Source organism: Geodermatophilus sp. SYSU D00079 (genome assembly GCF_054050635.1).
The window spans coordinates 1-4,344 of record NZ_JBJGZS010000057.1 but is presented as its reverse complement, the minus strand read 5'-3'; the positions used below and the strand labels follow the sequence as shown (position 1 = coordinate 4,344).

At 73.4% G+C, this 4,344-nt stretch carries 3 protein-coding genes and 1 pseudogene; all 4 read right to left on the bottom strand.

Annotated elements, in window-relative coordinates; translation table 11 throughout:
* Positions 1–180: 180 nt before the first annotated feature.
* Positions 181–1,785, bottom strand: coding sequence for a methyl-accepting chemotaxis protein (locus ACI79E_RS22290; protein WP_456934767.1), 1,605 nt, complete (start codon positions 1,783–1,785; stop codon positions 181–183).
* Positions 1,786–1,817: 32 nt separating this feature from the next.
* The gene (locus ACI79E_RS22285) at positions 1,818–2,012 is read right to left on the bottom strand and encodes a hypothetical protein (RefSeq protein WP_456934766.1); all 195 of its coding nucleotides are present in this window, start codon (positions 2,010–2,012) and stop codon (positions 1,818–1,820) included.
* A gap of 309 nt (positions 2,013–2,321) precedes the next feature.
* Positions 2,322–3,953: a methyl-accepting chemotaxis protein gene (locus ACI79E_RS22280; RefSeq protein ID WP_456934765.1), complete on the bottom strand. Its 1,632-nt coding sequence runs from the start codon at positions 3,951–3,953 to the stop codon at positions 2,322–2,324.
* Positions 3,954–4,177: 224 nt separating this feature from the next.
* Positions 4,178–4,344: pseudogene (locus tag ACI79E_RS22275) on the bottom strand (methyl-accepting chemotaxis protein); the annotation flags it as partial.

Below are 4,344 nucleotides of genomic sequence, written 5' to 3'. Positions count from 1 at the left end.
GTTGGGCGGTGTGCGGCGGGCGGCCCGGCGGGGGGGGGGGGGGGGGGGGGGGGGGACGCGCGGCGCGGGGGGGGGGGGGGGGGGGGGGGGGGGCCCCGCCCCCCCCCCCCCCCCCCCCCCGTTCGCGGGGAGTCCTCCAGGGCCGACGGGGCGGGCGAGAGGCCCGGCCGGCCCCGGCGCTCAGTAGGTGAAGCGCGTGACCGCCGTGCGCAGGTCGGCGGCCATGCCCGTCAGCCGGTCGACGCTGCTGCGGGTGCGGGTGAGCGCCTGCGTCGTCGAGCCGGCCGCCGCCGAGACCCCGGTGATGTTGGCGGCGATCTCCCGGGAGCCACCCGCGGCCTCGGACACCGAGCGCGACATCTCGCTGGTGGTCGCGGTCTGCTCCTCCACCGCGGAGGCGATGGTCAGCTGGAAGTCGTTGATCTGCCCGATGACCTCGCTGATCCGCCCGATCGCGGCCACGGCACCCGAGGTGTCGCCCTGGATGGCCTGCACGCGGGCGGCGATGTCCTCGGTGGCCTTGGCCGTCTCCTGCGCCAGCTCCTTGACCTCGTTGGCCACCACCGCGAAGCCCTTGCCCGCCTCGCCGGCCCGCGCGGCCTCGATGGTCGCGTTGAGTGCCAGCAGGTTGGTCTGCTCGGCGATGGAGGTGATCACCTTGACGACGTCGCCGATCTCCCGGGAGGAGTCGCCGAGCTTGGTGATCGTCGCCGTCGTCGCCTCCGCCTCGGTCACCGCCGCCGCGGCCACCTTCGCCGCCTCGTTCGCGTTGTGCGCGATCTCCCGGATCGACGCCCCCATCTGCTCGGCACCGGCGGCCACCGTCTGCACGTTCCGGCTGACCTCCTCCGCCGCGCCGGCCACCACGCCGGACTGGGCGGAGGTCTCCTCCGCCGACGCCGAGATCTCCGCCGACGACGCGCCCAGCTCCTCGGAGGACGCCGCCACCGCGTCCGCGGAGGACGCCACCGAGGCGAGCACCTCGCGCAGCGTGCCCTGCGCCGTGGCCAGCGACTGCGCCATCCGCCCGAGCTCGTCCCGGGAGGTCACCTCCGGGGTGACGGTCAGGTCGCCGGCGGCCAGGGCGTCGACCGACCGCTGCACCGAGCGGACGGTCGCCACGATCTGACGGACGACGACCAGCGCCAGCGCCAGCCCGATGCCCACGCTCACCGCGAGGACGACCCACAGGGTGGTCATGGCCCGCGACGCCTCGTCGGCCCCCTGTCGCGCCTGGGCGTCGGCCTCGTCGCGGAGCACCGTCCGCAGGTCGGTGAAGGCCGCGGTCACGGCGTCCTGTGCCGCCACCAGGGGGCCTGCTGCGGTGGCAGCGGCCGTGCGGGTGTCCCCGGCGTCCAGGGCGGCGACCAGCCGGCCGTCGCTCACCTGCAGGTAGCCCTCGACGTCCGCCCGGAGGGCGGCGAACCGGTCGGGGTGCTCGGTGATCCCGGCGTAGCCGTCCAGCTGCTCCGCGAGCTGCGCCTTCCCCTCGGCGAGGCGCGACTTCAGCGCGGTGCGGGTGGGCGGGTCGGCCAGGAAGTAGGCGGTGTAGCCCTGCCGTACGGACTCGTAGGTCGCCTGGGCGGCGTCGAGGTCGGAGAAGGCGACCACGCTGCCCTCGTACATGTCCCGCTGGCTGTCGTCGAGCGCGCTGATCCGCCCGACGGCCACGGCGCACAGCAGCACGCCGACGGCGGCACTGAACGACAGGATCGACAGGATCTTGACGGCGATCGGCCGGTCGGCGAACCAGCCGCTCCGGCGTGGGGACGGGGAGACGTTCATGGGGATCCCTCGGGTCTGGCCGTGCGGCGGGTTCAGTAGGTGGAGCGGGAGACGCCGGTGCGCAGCTCCGCGGCCATCCGTGACAGCTCGTCGACGGCGGCGGGCACCGCGGTGAACACCTCCATGCCGACCCCGCGGTCACACCACCAGGAGCGAGCGGCGCGCCCGTCGTCCGTGGCGCCGCGACCGCGGTCACGGGAGGGAGCGGGCAGGACATCGGTGGACATCGTGGAACTCCAGGGAGTGCGAGGTGGGGAGCGGCGCCTGGGTCCGGCGTCGCCGCGGAGCGCCACACGACGGAACGGTGGTGCGGGCATTTCCGGGAAGAGGGTAGACACGTTCCGGATCCGCAACAGCCCGTTTCCTGGGACGTGTCGCGCGGAATGCGACACAGATCCCGCTGACCATTCCGCGGAGTCGACACGGCGCCTTGTCACCCCATTCACCGGGATGCCGTGGAAATGGCGGACGGGACGCCGGTGGGTGTTCCCCCCGGCGTCCCGTCCGGCTACCTCCGCGGGCCTCGGCCCCGGCGGTCAGTAGGTGAAGCGGGCGACGCCGGCGCGCAGCTCCGCGGCCATCCGCGACAGCTCGTCGACGGCGGTGCGGGTCTGGGTCAGCGCCTGGGTCGTGGCCTCCGCCGCGCCGGAGACGCCGGTGATGTTCTCCGCGATCTGACCGGAACCCTGCGCCGCCTCGGACACCGACCGCGACATCTCGTTCGTCGTCGCGGTCTGCTCCTCCACCGCGCTGGCGATCGTGGTCTGCCGGTCGCTGATCTGCGCCACGATCTGCGAGATCTCCCCGATCGCGGTCACCGCCGCACCGGTGTCGCCCTGGATCGCCTGCACCCGCCGCGCGATGTCCTCGGTCGCCTTGGCCGTCTCCTGCGCCAGCTCCTTGACCTCGTTCGCGACCACCGCGAAGCCCTTGCCCGCCTCCCCCGCACGCGCCGCCTCGATGGTCGCGTTCAGGGCCAGCAGGTTCGTCTGCTCGGCGATGCTCGTGATCACCTTCACCACGTTGCCGATCTCGGCGCTGGACTCCCCCAGCTTCGCCACGGTCGCCGTGGTGGTCTCCGCCGCCGACACCGCCCGGGACGCCACCTGGCTGGCCTCCGCCGCGTTCGTCGCGATCTCCCGGATGCTCGCCCCCATCTGCTCCGCACCGGCGGCCACCGTCTGCACGCTGCGGCTGACCTCCTCCGCCGCGCCCGCGACCACACCGGACTGCGCGGAGGTCTCCTCCGCCGACGCCGAGATCTCCGCCGCGGAGGCGCTGAGCTGCTCCGACGAGGCCGCGACGGCGTCCGCTGACGTGACGATGCCGGAGACGGTCCGCGTCATCTGCGCCGCAGCATCGTTGAGCGCCGCGGCCATCTGGCCGGTCTCGTCGCGACCGCGCACGGGCAGCCGGACGGTCAGGTCCCCGTCGGCCAGGCGCACCAGCCCGTCGCGCACCTCGCGCACGCCGCGGGCCAGGCCCCGGGAGACGACGGTGGCCAGGCCCAGGCCGGCGAGCACGGTGAGCAGCGCGGTCAGGGCGGCGATCGTCACGGTGCGCTCGCCGGCGTCCCGCGCGTCGGCGCGGGCGCCGGCGACCAGACGGTCGACAGAGTCCACCAGGTCGGTCATCGCCTGGTCCAGTACGTAGAAGACGTCCCACTTGTCGCCGGTGGACAGGGCGTCGCCCTCGTCGAGGCGGCCCTGCGCCCACAGCCCGAAGATCTGGTCGTTGTAGTCGCTCATCGCCGACCAGTTCTGCTCGATCACGTCGAGGCTGTCGCGGCCCTGCTGGTCGAGGAGGGTGCGGTCGAGGGCGAAGAGCTCCTCGAAGCCGGCCGCGCCGTCCCGGTAGGCGGCGACGTTGTCCCCGTTCGGATCGGCCGCGACGGCGCCGCCGTCCACCCGGGCCTTCCACGCGGTGATGTTCTGCCAGTTGGCGGCCCACAGGAGGTCGTAGCGAGCCTGCTCCAGCTGCTGTTGCACCGCCACCGCCCGGTCGACCCGCTCGTTGAGCGCGTCGGTGCGGTTGCCGTTCAGCATGCCGCTCAGGGTGGATGCCAGCACGCCCAGGAGCAGGACGACGGTCAGGCCGAAGACGCGGGTGCGCACACCGCGGTCGCGGTACCAGTGCCGGGTGGGTGCTCCGGCGTTCAGAACGGCCATGGGTGGATGTCCTCTTGTCCTGGGGAATGGGGAGTGCACCGACATCGTCGGCATTCCCGCCAAGTGTCTCAACGCTAAGAGACCAGGAAGTCGCCCATCCACCCCGAAAAATCGGTCAGCGCATTCCCCGCAGCGCCTTGTCGACATCCAGGAAATGGTGCGGGATGCGACGGAGCGCCCGGCCGGAAACCGGCCGGGCGCTCCGTCGTGGAGAGGGGATCGGGTCAGTACGTGAACCGCGAGACGCTGGTGCGCAGGTCCGACGCCATGCGGGACAGCTCGTCGACGGCGGTGCGGGTCTGGGTCAGCGCCTGGGTCGTCGACCCGGCCGCGGCCGAGACGCCGGTGATGTTCTCCGCGATCTGACCGGAACCCTGCGCCGCCTCGGACA

Bases quoted from the DNA above. Each gene is read 5' to 3' on its own strand.
- ACI79E_RS22290 (WP_456934767.1), bottom strand. From the start codon at position 1,785: ATGAACGTCTCCCCGTCCCCACGCCGGAGCGGCTGGTTCGCCGACCGG.
- ACI79E_RS22285 (WP_456934766.1), bottom strand. From the start codon at position 2,012: ATGTCCACCGATGTCCTGCCCGCTCCCTCCCGTGACCGCGGTCGCGGC.
- ACI79E_RS22280 (WP_456934765.1), bottom strand. From the start codon at position 3,953: ATGGCCGTTCTGAACGCCGGAGCACCCACCCGGCACTGGTACCGCGAC.